General features: G+C 55.4%; 11 protein-coding genes. 6 read left to right on the forward strand and 5 right to left on the reverse strand.

Features of this window, described 5'->3' with window-relative positions:
* Positions 1 to 9: 9 nt before the first annotated feature.
* From csy2 to cas1f, 4 genes are all read right to left on the reverse strand, one after another.
* Positions 10 to 978: a type I-F CRISPR-associated protein Csy2 gene (gene csy2, locus ACT3TR_RS16495; protein WP_444625759.1), complete on the reverse strand. Its 969-nt coding sequence runs from the start codon at positions 976 to 978 to the stop codon at positions 10 to 12.
* Positions 971 to 2,353: a type I-F CRISPR-associated protein Csy1 gene (gene csy1, locus ACT3TR_RS16500; protein ID WP_444625758.1), complete on the reverse strand. Its 1,383-nt coding sequence runs from the start codon at positions 2,351 to 2,353 to the stop codon at positions 971 to 973. Before csy1 ends, csy2 begins: the two co-directional genes overlap by 8 nt.
* Positions 2,354 to 2,778: 425 nt before the next feature.
* A complete protein-coding gene (gene cas3f / locus ACT3TR_RS16505) occupies positions 2,779 to 6,123 on the reverse strand; it encodes a type I-F CRISPR-associated helicase Cas3f (protein ID WP_444625757.1) in 3,345 nt (1,114 codons plus the stop codon).
* Positions 6,120 to 7,094 (reverse strand): type I-F CRISPR-associated endonuclease Cas1f, encoded by a 975-nt coding sequence (gene cas1f / locus ACT3TR_RS16510; protein WP_444625756.1) that lies wholly within the window; start codon positions 7,092 to 7,094, stop codon positions 6,120 to 6,122. Before cas1f ends, cas3f begins: the two co-directional genes overlap by 4 nt.
* 480 nt (positions 7,095 to 7,574) lie before the next feature.
* Between cas1f and ACT3TR_RS16515 the strand changes: the two genes are divergently transcribed.
* The 6 genes from ACT3TR_RS16515 (at position 7,575) to ACT3TR_RS16540 (ending at position 12,585) form a co-directional block, all read left to right on the forward strand.
* Positions 7,575 to 7,724: a hypothetical protein gene (locus ACT3TR_RS16515; protein WP_176483343.1), complete on the forward strand. Its 150-nt coding sequence runs from the start codon at positions 7,575 to 7,577 to the stop codon at positions 7,722 to 7,724.
* Positions 7,721 to 8,446 (forward strand): metal ABC transporter ATP-binding protein, encoded by a 726-nt coding sequence (locus ACT3TR_RS16520; protein WP_444625755.1) that lies wholly within the window; start codon positions 7,721 to 7,723, stop codon positions 8,444 to 8,446. The genes ACT3TR_RS16515 and ACT3TR_RS16520 overlap by 4 nt, the downstream gene beginning before the upstream one ends.
* Positions 8,439 to 9,329 carry a metal ABC transporter permease gene (locus ACT3TR_RS16525; protein WP_444625754.1) on the forward strand — a complete coding sequence of 297 codons (891 nt, stop codon included), beginning with the start codon at positions 8,439 to 8,441 and terminating at the stop codon, positions 9,327 to 9,329. The genes ACT3TR_RS16520 and ACT3TR_RS16525 overlap by 8 nt, the downstream gene beginning before the upstream one ends.
* Before the next feature lie 36 nt (positions 9,330 to 9,365).
* Positions 9,366 to 10,451, forward strand: a complete 1,086-nt coding sequence (locus ACT3TR_RS16530) for a metal ABC transporter solute-binding protein, Zn/Mn family (protein ID WP_444625753.1) — start codon at positions 9,366 to 9,368, stop codon at positions 10,449 to 10,451.
* Between the two features lie 146 nt (positions 10,452 to 10,597).
* Positions 10,598 to 11,761: a class C beta-lactamase gene (gene ampC, locus ACT3TR_RS16535; RefSeq protein ID WP_444625826.1), complete on the forward strand. Its 1,164-nt coding sequence runs from the start codon at positions 10,598 to 10,600 to the stop codon at positions 11,759 to 11,761.
* Between the two features lie 158 nt (positions 11,762 to 11,919).
* The gene (locus tag ACT3TR_RS16540) at positions 11,920 to 12,585 is read left to right on the forward strand and encodes a cupin domain-containing protein (protein WP_441686753.1); all 666 of its coding nucleotides are present in this window, start codon (positions 11,920 to 11,922) and stop codon (positions 12,583 to 12,585) included.
* On the opposite strand, the gene ACT3TR_RS16545 is transcribed toward ACT3TR_RS16540, so the two are convergent.
* Positions 12,582 to 12,950: a DUF6164 family protein gene (locus tag ACT3TR_RS16545; protein ID WP_441686754.1), complete on the reverse strand. Its 369-nt coding sequence runs from the start codon at positions 12,948 to 12,950 to the stop codon at positions 12,582 to 12,584. The two genes, ACT3TR_RS16540 and ACT3TR_RS16545, sit on opposite strands and share 4 nt — an antisense overlap.
* Between the last annotated feature and the right edge of the window lie 13 nt (positions 12,951 to 12,963).

Here is a 12,963-nt window from a genome sequence, read left to right on the forward strand (position 1 = left end):
GCTCCTGGTTTACTGTGCAGTGGCGCGAAGGTGGTAGTCGTTATTGAGTCGGTAAAGCTCCGCTTCTTCGTCGTTATCAACGTACCAAAGCAGGTCTTCTGGTTGCTTCATGCGGTGGGGGCTGACCCATTCGCCAATAGAATAGAGGCTTTCAACAAAGCGAAACTGCGTCTTGGCATCACGGGCATTGGCCACTTCGCCGGGATTAAAAAGATCGGAAATGGCGCCATAACCCACAGGGATTGGCACCAGCCAGCCGCGATAGGGGCGCTGCACCTCCCAAACGGGCTTCTCGTTGGGTTCGCCCTCATTTTCTAATGTGCAGGCATGGTTAAGACGAGAAAGGTCTAGCCACGCACCTAGCAAACTGGCTTCCGGGTTCTGCTGTTGCAGCGTTTGGTGATGCTGGGTGAGGTAGTCATCGCGCAGGGTTAACGCAAAGCCCGGCAGCCAGCGGCGCTTTAGGCGGGTGAACTGTTTTTGACGCCGCTCTTCATCGTCATCAAGCGCGACCCATTGCGGGCGTTGCTTGTGGCTTGGCACGGCGCGGTTAGGAATGACGCTGCCACCGGCAATACGCATACCCGCCACGATCTCGCCGATTTGATGGGCAATATCATCATGCTCACTTTCTGCCGCCGCTGTATCAATCTTGAAGATCAGCGTGATATCCAGGTGGATGCGCCCTTCTTCTACAATCGCTGCCGTGCCGCCAGTTTTATCCACAGGGTTACGGGTGAGATGAAAACCACGGATATAACCGCCTTCAGTGGCCTGGGCTTCAAAGTCGTGGCAAATAACACCGACGCTGCTAAGCGAAACGTTGATACCTGCCGAAAAGAGCTTGCGCTCCAAGGCGTGCATTAAACCCACAAAAGCGCTCATTGCAGGAAAGCCCCAGGTCATTGGGCTGGAAATCGCATTGGCGTTTTGTACCCGCAGGCGTGGTAAAACCAGGAGGTTTTTCACTTCACTCATCGTCATCACCTCCTGGCAAGTTGGCTAAGTCTTCCATTAGGCTTTCCATCCATCGACGGTCACGATCCTGCAGGCGTTGATGGGTAGCATCTTTCGCCAGTGTTTTCTGCCAGTGACGAAATTCCACATCGCCTAATGGGAGCTTTTCACCCAACGCCGCGTTGAGCCAGTTAGCGAAGCGGTGACGAATGTCATCGGCCCACTCCACGCTGCTTCGTGCCTCACGAAAAGCAGCTTCTTCCTCGGCGCGACCAGGGTCTAGCCAGAAGGCTTCTTCGGCGACCAATTCGCATTTTTCATCCGTACTCCACCCGGCGGGTAGGCTGTGCATTTGCATTGCAAACAGCGCCAGCTCATCCATCAGCATGGCGGTATAGTCATCGCGCAGGTTGCGGGTGTGCATATCCGTAGAGGGGTTGGTCTCCAAAAAGCGCTTGAGGTCTTTAACCAGCGAGCGCACTTCTGAACGGCTGCCAAATACTCCTGGGTGGGAGAAAACCGATGCTACTTTTAGCGGCGGGCGACTATCACGCACATTCCAACTGGGCGGGAGCGATGCCAACAAATAGTTATTACCACCCCGCTCACTATTCAGCTGTGAAATATTTTGTGGCTTGGTGCCGCCCATTTTCTGTACGGCTAAGTTGGGATAGCTGTGCACGGGTTGCTCAGCGTATTTGCCCTCCCGTTTAGCCTTACGAGCGTCTTTGGCCTCTTCGCTAAAGCGGTCATGGTTAATGGTTTGGAAGACGCAGTGGGCCAACGAGGTGGCATAGAGCGGGGCTAGTAAACGAAAGTTATCGGCGTCATTTTCCAGGTCTGCGGCATCATCCCCCACCAGCCAATAGAGCTGTTTTGCGCGGGTATGCGAGGCGTGCTCACCACGCGGCTCGGTAATCGCCGCGAAGGCGTTGATCCACGCCTGAGCTTGTTCGGGGTTGTCACTTAACGCTTTGGCAAAATCGCTATCGTTTTCCAGCGCGCGTTCAAGCAGCGATTTCCCTTCAAACGTCAGCTTTAAAAATTTATAAACATCCAAAGCTGCAGCGTTTCCCACGACATCACCCGCAAAATTAGCAGGTAGCGTATGACTGCCGACAAGATGATGTTTATTTAACGATTCTGGCGGGGCGTAAAGGCTGGAGCCTTTAGCATCAGGGTGAATAGGTTTTAGTGAGTGGGTAACCACTTGCAGCTGGCCTACACGCCTTGCCGCATCGTTGATCCAGGTATCGAACTTAAATTGTTCAACTAGAGCTTGGTACTTCGGATCGTCAGGCTGCAGCTTTTCCGCTTTGGTATCGAAGCGTTCTTTTAAAAAGACTTCGATCAATGTTCGGAGTTGCTGCCAGCTTCCACTAGGAATGGTGGGCATTAAACATCCTTTCAAACTCATATTTGGGGAACACGATAATTCGTGCCAATATATGCCCCGAGGCAAGACTCCTCGGGGCGTGTTGGAAAAGCGCTAAACTCTTCTCACGGAGCAATAGCCAACCACTCTCTCACCTCCTTACTGCTTACAGCAGCTACCAGCCTGATTTTTGTCTCACCACTCGGCAGTGCCAGCTGCCGAGTGATTTCAAGAATAGACCTACCCACCCTAACAATCAATCCCTATCAACATTCACTTTTTAATTATAAAATTAACCAGCAGCACCATAATTGAAAAACCTATAAAATGGATTGGTAGGGTTACGATATTGGCTGCCGGACAAGCAGCTCAGAAATATCATCATTCGCTTTATTTATAAGCATCATCTGCCGCACAGGCAGCAGGCCGGTGTCAATCACCGGCCCTCATTTACTCCGCCAAAACCCCAACACCGGGTGATACCCCCACCGCTGATTTCTGGCCGAGGCCGTTACCGTGCCGAAGGTACGGGCAGCGCGATCAAGAGAGATATCCAGGTCTTCCGCCAAATCGGCCAGAGCCGTTAGGTAGTCACTTGCGCCCCAAGTCTGAATCCGTTCGCCCCGTTCATTTGCTAGGTCTACCCGCACCAGCAGGCTCTCTTCCACCGGGATATAAAGCTTCTCACCGCGTCTTGCGCCGTCGTCTACGCGGTGCAGCGTCCAGGTTTCACCGCCCTCATCGGGCAGCAGCGCTAGGGTTATTTCAGGTTCGAGCTGCTTGCGAAATGGATCACGCTGAATCAATACACCGGTTAAATGCAGTTGCGGCATGACATGCCAGCTATAGGCTCCCAATGGCGGCGGCTTGGGCGTTTTCTCCATTCTTATCTCTTTTTTAGTTAACGGCTCGGCGGGTTGTTCAATCATCAGCTGGTGCAGCCGCTTATGCTCCAAATCGACGAGACTTTCTTTAGCGTGCAGCACTTCCCGCGCCAGAACGCGGGGGCGGGCATCTATCACCTGGTACTCATCTTTCGTTAACAGCTCACTAAGGAAGTGACTACTTAGCCGCCAATAACTGTCTGTTTCAAAGCCAGGCTTGTGGAACGCGGGCTTTCCCAACTGCTCCCAATGTTTGAGGTTGGTATCAAGCAATAATATATTGGGCGAATCACACGCCTGTTCACGGTGTCGGCGTACCCGGCCCGCTAGCTGGATAATCGAGCGCATGGAAGAAGGCTCTACTATCGCCCAGTCGTAATCGTGGTCGCGACCCACTTCCGTTACCGGCGAGCCCAGCACAATAAACAGGTGGTCGTTTTCTTCGCTACTGTCGAGTAGGCGGCGGATATCCGGCTGCTGAAACACGCGCTCGGGTTCGGCTCGTTGCAGCGTTTTATCTAAGCGGCGTTCAATCTCCGAGCGCATCACCAGCGGGTGGCGGGAGTGGTAAACGCAGAGGTGAATGCGCACACCTTCTGGCGCGCCCTGCTGAAACAGTGCCCTGGCTACATCCACCAATGGGTCGATATTGGCCATACGAATAAGGCCAAAACTAACGCGTTTGCTGGTGTGGGGGTCAATGGAGTGGTGCTGCTGGTGCAGCGCCAGCGCATGCTCGCGTAGCAACGCTGCAACCGCGGGCCTTATTTCTTCTGGCCGTTTACCCAACGCTGGCAACGCTAAAATATCGCCACGGCGGCGCACCGGGCTAATAGATAAGCGTTCTAACCGGCGCTTGGCAAAGGCGTGATGCGCGGCCTTGAAGGTCTCGCTACTGGCGCAGTTTGCATGCTGACGATCATGTTCGTCGAACCAGGCGCAGCAGATATCCGTCGCTAATCCCGGCTCGCCACGATGGCGTTGAAAAGCTTCGCGACCGCTGCGATAAGCTTCATACAGCCCTTCGACCAATGCGGGTGGCAAGGTGGCCGATGACAGCAGCACTCGCGATCCCAACAGCCCTGCCCAATTCACTAATCGAGTAAGCGCAGGCAGGTCGTTGATATCGAAGTCGTCGATTTCATCGAGCACTAGATCACTGCTCATTAGCCGCAGCATGGGCACGATCTGCCGCCCGCCTCGTGTGCTTTCCGTGGCAGGCACAAGGTGGTCAACGGTGCATACCAAAATGGGTGCGGCGATAAGCGCGCGAGTGCCCGGCTCATCGCTCAAACGGCGCAGCACCGGATGACTATCAAAATTGCCGTCAAACACCACGTGGGCGTCTTCTTCGATTAGCGCCTGTTTAGACGCCGAACCACTGGCTTCGGCTTCTTGTTCGTAATGCTCAAATAACGCTTTATTGGCGCTGCCGCCTACGCGCACGGCAAGTTCATCCTCCCCCAGATGCAAGCGCTCGCGAAGGGCTTGGCCAGTTTGCAGGGTCAGGGTGCGCAGCCCCAACGCAATGCTAAAACGCGCGCCCTGTTGAGGGTCAGCCAGCGCATACATGATGCGCCCATTCGCCAGGGTCTTACCGCAGCCGGTGGAGGCCATGTTGATACCAAAAAAGCCTTGCCGTTGGCTGCGCTCCCTTAGCGATTGGGCCAGGTCAAAGGCTTTATCCTGCCAACGAAAGCGCGGGTGACTGCTGCGCTTACGAAAGCCTTTATGGCGCGCTAAACGGGGTAGGTGACTATCGACACTGGGCAGTGCCCGGGCGACCGCCGCAGCGTGTTTTTCCACCCCCAGGATATGTTCATCAAGCGGCTGGTTGGGCTTGCCGGTTTTACGCACGGTATTGGCTATTAGCGGATAGTTGGGTTCGCCGCGCACGCGGTGCTGGAGATCTTCCAGGCTTGAGTAGTAATGGTCGGCGAGCATTAGGCTTAGCCGCGCTAAGTGCATGACGTAGTGGCTTTCCAGCCAGTGACGATCCGCTTTTAGCCGTGCCTGTAGCCGCGTTGCGAGCTTAGCAGCGCGTTCACGCCAGCGGGAGGTACTCAGCGGCAACCCACCGCTGAACTGCCAGTATGGGGCAATACGCTTAGAGTCTTGGGTTTCGGGAATTTCATTCCACTCGGCATGGATAGAAGCAAACAGTTCGCCCAACTGCTCCGCCTGTAGTGGCGCCTTTCCTCTGCCCCAGCGCCTTTCAGTATTGCCATCCTGTTCCGGCGGTTTTAACGGCAGGCGGTGGTGGCTAAGCACTAGCCAACCCAGCGTAGCAGCCAGCGGCGGCAAACGACTAAATACCGCCGATGTGGGGCTATCTAATCCGTCACGCTCTAAACCATCCAGCCAGTCCTGCTCTTGATAGTTGCCTTCGGCCAGTCGTGCCAGCCAGGTGGCGTCGCCGTCACTGCCTACAAACGCTTGGAACAGGCGAAGCGATATCCACTCATGGCGGTATAAGTTGCGCCCTTCCAGCTTGCCTTTAAGCCGCTGCTGAAAGGCGTCGCAGGCTTTGCCCAGGTCGTGCAGTAACGCAGCGAAGGCGGTGAGCAGGAGAATGTCTTCACCGCTGTGCCAGTCGTTTTCATCGCGGCGGCGCAGGATATCTCGGGCAGTGGTATTGGTGGGCACCGCGCCATTGATATTAAACCGCGAGGCGTCCCCCACCACCCACACCAGCTCGCTGTGGTCGTGACCCCGAATCCAGTGGCAGGCAACGGCGGTGTTTTTGCGGGCTTTTTTGCGCAGCAGTTTGCGCAAGGTATCCAACCCGGCTTGGGTGATGGGCGTTTGCCAGGTGCGGTCACCGCGGCGCTCGGCAAACTGGTCAAGAATGCGGCGGGTTTCTTTCAGCGCATTTTTATTGCACTGGGAAATCAGCAGCACGTTCATTGCTTGGCGCTCCCCAACGCCTGAGCCACTTCCTTGAGCGTATCGATCATGAAGTCGAGGGATTCGGTGCGGGTCAGCCGCTCGATACAGGCTTGGCGAAACTCCTGCTCTTCATCGCCGCGCATAGCGGAAATAAACGCCTGAGGCAGAATAACGGCGTCTTTGACTAAATCAGCGACATCAAACACCAGGCCGCCCCGGCGAGTTTTACCGTGTAGTACCGCAAGTCCATGGGGAATACCCAGCACCCAGGTGGCCGTGGCGGCCAATCCGTAGGCGAGGTAGTTGCCGTGATCAAGAAAGCGGTTGGCGGGATCTACGCCTGTTCCGCGCTTGGCGCGGGTGAAGTCGCCATACTCGGTAGCATTCACCGCCAGCTTAAACAGCATTTTGGTTAAGCGCGCTTCCAGGGTGAGCAGGTCAACGGTGCTAGGTGCTTTCTTGATCGCTTCACGGTGGTAGCTAAGAGCGCTATGCAGCTGATCCATTGAAATGCTAAAACCTGCGTCTTTCATCACACGGCTTGTCCACAGAGCTTCAATGCGCGTCAGGCGCGCCTGCTGAAATGCACGGGCGGCATCCAGGCGCTTTGCATCATCAAACCAGAAGTGCACCCAGTATTGGAGATACTCTGTAGGCCGGTATTCGCTTTGCGGGGTGAGCCACGCGACATCAACATCGACTTCATTAGCCGCAAACAGCGGTGTTCCCCCGCCACCACAAAACCCGACTAAGACCCCCGCCTTGGCTAGTTCACGCATGGCTGCCTGAGTGATAGAAGTGCCGGTGCCCAAGAGTATCGACGTGGTGTTGGCAATAGGGATGTTCCAGTAGCGCGACTTACTACCTTCATCGGTGACGTACTCGACCCGGCCACCATTCACCAGCACGCGGCAATGCTGTAAGTAGTAGAGGTTTGCACGCTTGGAATGGAGTATCGTTTTCAAATCAGACGGCGAAAAATCATCCATGGCACGCTCCTAGTCATCACCTTGCCTCATCAAACCATTCTTTACCCTTAAGCGCTATTAAACTTAGTCTTACTTAGCCAATGCTGTTTCCACGTTAGATACGTGCCAGCGCCGTGCTACTCTTAGCGCCATTAAATGCATCAGTACGCCTGTATCTTTTCCGCTTGTTAGCGGCGTTGGTTATTTCTCCGATTATTACTCTTCTGACTTATACACAGCCTTATTCACACCCTTACCCAAAGACTTATCCACAGCCGGATTCATCCTGCACAAGCGCAGCGGCGCGAATACGATTCGGTGTTTGAGAACGGTGCGTACCCGGCCATTATTTGGCAGGCGGGCTGGGGCGGCATTTACGGCACTACTTAACCCTGAGCTTTATGATTGCCAGCGCGGCGTTTAGGCGTAAAATATCCAGCAATTTTTTGGCTTTGCAACATGTTATGTTATAACCTATTTTATATTACACGAGGCCGCTTGATGAGTGAGCATACGCACCGCCATAACAAGGAAGGTCCTTGTCACTTCTCCTTAATGTCATTGTCGGCGGTTAAACGGCTGTTGTTTGTTGCCGTGCCGCTGCTAGCGCTGTGGGGTTTAGTGAGTTGGGCTGGCGGGTGGTGGGGATGAGTGAGCGTTCTGTCTCTCGTCTTCAGCTGCACGACCTACATTTGGCCCAGGCGCGCCGCACGGTGCTGGAACACATTGAAGGCGACTTCAAGCCAGGCGCCATTACCGCACTGATTGGCGCTAACGGTGCCGGTAAAAGCACGTTGATTCAGGCGATCATGGGGGAGCTTCGGCCGATTAGCGGCGAAGTGGTCTGCACGGTAGCAAAAGAGCGCCGGGCATGGCTGCCCCAGCAGCTAGCGCTGGACCTTACCTTCCCAATGAGCGTGGAAGAATTGGTCATGACCGGCAGCTGGCCTAGCCACGGCGCGCTAACCGGCTATTGCGCCGGGCATTATCGAAAAGGCCGCGAGATTATGGCGCGGCTGGGTATCTCGCACTTGGCCCACCGCCCGCTGGGCGAGCTTTCCGGCGGCCAGCGCCAGCGTGCGCTGATTGGGCGCACGCTGATGCAGGAAGCCGAGCTATTACTGTTGGATGAGCCGTTTGCCAATGTGGACAGTGAAACGGTCGACATTTTGATTCGTATCCTGCGTCAGATGGCCGATGACGGCGCGACGATTATTGTGGTGTTACACGATATGGATCATTTGCGCCGTCTTGCCGATGAAGTGCTGATGCTCAACGGCGGCCACGCGCGCTGGGTTGCCCCCGCTGCGCTGACTCATCAGCATGCGCCCGTTCAGGCGATGCCGTTTAGCGTGGGGGATCAGCATGCTTGACCTACTGAATGCATGGTTTGTCGCGCCATTCGACTACGGCTTTATGCGCCGTGCGGTGGTGGGCGGTTTAGCGCTTTCGCTGGCGGCCCCTGCGCTGGGGGTGTTTTTGGTGTTACGCGGGATGAGCCTGATTGGCGACGCCATGGCTCACGCGATTCTCCCCGGTGTGGCGCTCGGCTTTCTGCTGGCAGGATTCTCGCTACCCATTATGAGTATTGGCGGCGTGCTGTTTGGTTTGCTGGTGGCACTGCTGGCGGGCGCGGTATCGAAAATGGGCGGCCAGCGTGAAGATGCGGCCATGGCGAGCTTTTTTATTATTTCGCTGGCTGCGGGCGTCATGCTGATTTCGCTAGGCGGTAGCAGCGTGGATCTAACCCACGTGCTGTTTGGCTCTATTTTGGCGATTAATGGCACCGCCCTAATGCTGATTGCCGGTATCAGTACGCTGATTGTGGTGACGCTGGCGGTGGTTTTTCGTGCCTTAGTGGTGGAGTGTTTAGACCCGCTATTTTTGCGCGGCCAAAGCCGCCGTAGCGGCTGGGTGCATAGCGTGTTTTTGGGGCTGCTGGTGCTGAATTTAACGGCCGGCTTTCAAACTCTAGGCACGCTGATGGCGGTGGGCTTAATGATGCTTCCCGCCACCTCGGCACGCTTTTGGAGCAAGCGCTTAGAAGGGCTGATCGGTATTTCGATTGTGCTGGCCATGGTGTCTAGCACCGGCGGCCTACTGCTTTCGTTCCACCTGGATATCCCTTCAGGCCCGAGCATTATTCTGCTGGCCGGGGCGGGTTATCTATTCTCGGCGCTGTTTGGCCGTTATCACAGTTTAGCAGCCAAGCTACGGCGTAAAACGACGCCGCTGGCCGTCGATCACGGGTGTTAATGGCGCCCGTTCACGCTTAATCGTAAGGAGTTTTATATGTCGCTTAGCCATGTTTCATACCGGTTATCACACCGGTCGGCACGCTGGTTAGTCGGTGTTTCTGCCCTGTTGGCACTGCCTGCTGCCATGGCTAATGAGCGTATTCAGGTCGTGACCAGTTTCTCTATATTGGCGGACATGGTGGAAAACGTAGGCGGTGACCATGTTGAGGTAAGTTCCCTGGTCGCGGCCGATGGCGACGCCCATGTTTACTCGCCCAGCCCTGGCGATGCACGCTCACTGGCCGATGCCGATTTAGTCGTGTTTAACGGCCTGCTATTTGAAGGCTGGATGGAGCGGCTAATTAGCGCCAGTGACTACGATGGCGCCCTGGTCACCGCGACCGACGGCATTGAGCCCCTCTCTTATGCCGGACATGACGATCACGGCCACGATCATGAAGGACACGATCACGAAGCGCATGAGCATGAGCATGAGCATGCCGATCATGGCGACGACCATGCCGGTCATGATCATGGTGATGAGGACCCGCACGCATGGCAGGATATGCACCAAGCTGAGGTGTATATTGCCAACATTCGCGATGGATTAATCGCCGCTGATGCTGACAACGCCGATGCGTACCGCGCCAATGCGGAGCAGTATTTACAGGAAATAGCCGAGGTAGACGCCGAGATTCATGCGCTGATTGACGAGATTCCGGCCTCCACTAGCGTGATTACCGGCCATGACTCGTTTGGCTACTTCTCAAACGCTTATGGCGTTAACTTCCTGTCTCCAGTGGGACTTTCCACGGAAGCGGATCCTAGTGGCGCCAGCATGGCAGCGCTGGTAGACGTGATTAATCAAGAGAACGTTAAGGCACTGTTCCACGAGAACATGACCAACCAGTCGATCATCACCCAGCTAGCCGAAGAAACCGGCTTGCCCATTGCAGGCACGCTGTACGCGGACGCGCTAGCAAGTGAAGGCGAGGCCAGCACGTATCTGGGTATGATGCGCCACAATGCTCGCGTGCTGCACGACTCGCTGGCAGAAGCAGGTCATGATGATCATGCGTCTGACGACGATCACGATCACGATCACGATCACGATCACGATCACAGCGAGCATGCCCACTAAACTGAACAATGTAGCGAAAAATGATAACCAAAGCGCCCTACGGGCGCTTTTTTACGTTTGTCGACGACTTACTGGCCACGCTTTATCGTTGCTAGGACGTATCATGCGGTATTCACAAACAAGAAGGCAGGTTTCATATGGATAGGATGCTAGCAGCCAAAGCAGGTTTTATCGTGGCAGGTTCGCTACTTCTCGGTACCTCAAGCTGGGCTACCGAAAAGCTGAGCAGCTCCCAAACCGAGGCCATGGTCAATGACACCATAACGGCCCTGATGGCGGAATATCGCATTCCGGGCATGGCGGTGGCACTCAGTGTTGAGGGGCAGCGTTATTACTTTAATTATGGTGTTGCCGATCAAGCGGCCGGAGTACCGGTAACGGCAGACACGCTGTTTGAGCTGGGCTCGGTGAGTAAGACCTTTACCGCCGCGCTGGCTGCCTATGCTCAGGCCAGCGGCGCTCTATCGTTCTCTGACCCCGCTAGCCAGTATCTGCCTGCGCTTGAAGGTAGCGCCTTCGATGACGTCAGTTTGCTTGAACTCGGCACCTACACGGCAGGTGGGCTGCCTTTGCAGTTCCCAGAAGACGTTCAAGATGAAGATGATATGATCACCTACTATCGTCAATGGACGCCTGAGTACGCTCCTGGCACCTACCGTCGGTACTCTAACCCAAGCATTGGCTTGCTAGGCTATCTGGCGGCCCAAAGCCTTGATGAGCCATATGCTATATCGATGCAAGAGCACCTGTTCTCAACGCTTGGGCTTGAGCATAGCTATCTGCAGGTGCCCGAAGAGGAGCAGGCGAATTATGCCTTTGGTTATTCAAAGCAGGATGAGCCTATTCGGGTGAACCCTGGCGTGCTGGACGCCCAGGCGTACGGATTGAAGTCGAATGCCGCTGACATGCTGACATTCGTTGAAGCCAACATGGACGATTCAGCGCTGGACGAGGTTCTGCGTGAGGCACTAGAAACGACGCGAATGGGCTATTTCAATATGGGCGACATGACCCAAGGCCTGGGTTGGGAGCGCTATAGCTATCCTGTGCAGCTTGAGCAATTGCGTGCAGGGAATTCGCTTGAAATGGTTATGGAAGCCAATGAAGCAAGTCGTTTGCAGCCGCCGTTACCGGCAAACCAAGCCATGTGGTACAACAAGACCGGCTCGACTAACGGCTTTGGCGCCTACGTGGCCTTTGTGCCTAGCGAGAAAATAGGCATTGTACTGTTGGCTAATCGTAGCTACCCCAACAGTGCGCGTATTGAAGCGGCTCATCATATTATTGCCGCGCTGACCGACGCGCCCTGAAGTAATCTTCACATATGCTTAAAAGAATGCCGCCTTCGGGCGGTATTTTTATGCCGTCACCGCGCGTATCGCACCACTGAAAGTTGCATTCTCGGCTCTCGATAAGGAGACTAGCACCCCTTCCCCCTTACTTTACGTCCCCTGCGAAGAGCCTTCCTATGCGCCTAAACGCTGATTTTAGCCACTTTGCCTGTGTTACCCCGGAAGAGTATCAATGGGTCGACTCCCCCAGTCCGGGAGTAGAACGCATGATGTTTGACCGGATTGGTGACGAAGTCGCACGTGCGACTAGCCTGGTTCGCTACGCCCCCCACTCGCAGTTCGAGCGGCACACGCACGGCGGCGGTGAAGAAATTTTGGTGTTAGAGGGTGTCTTTGCCGATGAACATGGCCGCTACGCAGCGGGTAGCTACTTAAGAAACCCTGTGGGTACCGGCCATACGCCGCAGATTGGCGAGGAAGGCGCGCTGATTTTTGTCAAACTGCATCAGTTTGATCCTAACGACACGCTACAGCTGGCAGTGCCTGCCCACCGGCTTCCCTGGCAACCTGATAGGCGCCCGCGCATTGTCTACAAAATGCTGCACACCTATAAGCAGGAGCGCATCAGCCTAGAAAACTGGGCTGCGGGCACGTCTATTACGTACCCGACCCTGATAGGGGGCATGGAGTTTTTGGTCTTAGAAGGTACCCTCAGCGATACTGAGCAAAGCTACTCTGCGGGTACTTGGTGCCGCTACCCTAGCGGCGCGGCCCCGGCGCTCACCGCCGGTAGCGAAGGCGTCATGATGTATCTTAAACGCGGTCATTTACCGGCCGCTTAGGCGTGCGATAGACCCACAAAAGGGAGCAGCGTGAGGGCGGCAATAAGTACTACCGCTATCAGCACCAGCACAACTTGTACCGGGTGCGCGGCTAGGCGGCGCCACAGCGTTGCCGCCTCACCGCGCTCAACCGTCGCCTGGTGCTCACGCTGCACGCGCTCAAAGCGCTCGGCTTGATAAGCGTTCAACGCAGCGGTCGCCGCTTCATGCTGATGTGGATTACGCAGCCAAATGGCATCGACACCCAAGCGGAAAAAGCCCGCCTGGGTTTCATAGGTATCAAAGCCGTGCGCTGCGAATAGATCGCGCACTTCCATCGCTTCCTCATCGGTCACGTGGCGCAGCCGGAACAGTAGTTCAGCCATTGGTTTTCCTCAT

The sequence above is a fragment of the Halomonas sp. AOP12-B1-6 genome (genome assembly GCF_052379225.1).
In the GTDB taxonomy this organism is placed as follows: Bacteria; Pseudomonadota; Gammaproteobacteria; order Pseudomonadales; family Halomonadaceae; genus Vreelandella; species Vreelandella casei.